The organism is Oleiphilus sp. HI0132 (assembly GCF_001635845.1).
The window spans coordinates 1-851 of the sequence record NZ_LWGJ01001818.1; the positions used below are offsets into that span (position 1 = coordinate 1).

Annotated in this window: 1 protein-coding gene; it reads right to left on the minus strand. The window is 47.0% G+C overall.

The window, feature by feature from the left end; translation table 11 throughout:
- Positions 1 to 851: hypothetical protein (locus A3766_RS31715; protein ID WP_231883015.1), on the minus strand; the 851-nt coding region annotated here is incomplete at both ends.

Sequence of the window (851 nt, forward strand, 5' to 3'; positions counted from 1 at the left end):
ATCAGGGTCATCATCGCTACCCCCGTAAATGACAACAACGGGAGATGAATGCAAAGGGTCGGCTAAACGGTGGCGAGTATCAGTTTGACTACCATCACCATCCGAGTCAAATACATCTAGGTCGCGAACCCAGTTGAGTAGCTGTTGACGTTCTGCATCAGTGGCTGAGCTGATATTTAGCATGTCTTTGGTTATGGCTGTATTGTCAGAAGATATTTTGTTCTCAGCGCTTGTTAGGTTTTTGGAACCGCCCAAATAAGTGAACATATTGCGGTCGGCTTCGTTATTGGGCAAGTTTTCTGCTGCACCCCCGAGTTGAATATCGTTTGCATCGATCTCTTTTGACCACCAGCTCCATGCACCGGGGTCGGTTTCTGTATTGCTACGACCTTTAAAAAAACCTGTTTCTTCATCAATCGCGGCGCGATCTTTTAGGTCATAGACAATACCGTCAGAACCCAGCCGGTAGCGTTTCAAGTTCCCTGTCCAGCGTGGGCCGCTTTCAGGTTTGAATACCGAGAAATATAACTCATCACGATGGTTAAGGCGGTTAAAGGTGTTCACAGCGACGCCAGGAGAAACAAAGGAGGTGCTAATATCCTTAAGGCTAGAGAAAATCTGCTTAATCGCACTTTCTAACTCGGTGGTATCGTTGGCAGTATAATACTTACCGCCACCACCGGCGTGTGAGTCGGTACCTTCTGCGGTACGACGTAATAGATCATCGTCCAGCTCAAAACCAATCGTATAGGTCGTCACTGTTTGTTCGCCGTCGTACTCGTTGCTAATATCGTTTTCGTTCATATAACGAGATATTTCATCTAGGCAGTTGCCGGAACATGAGCCAACAG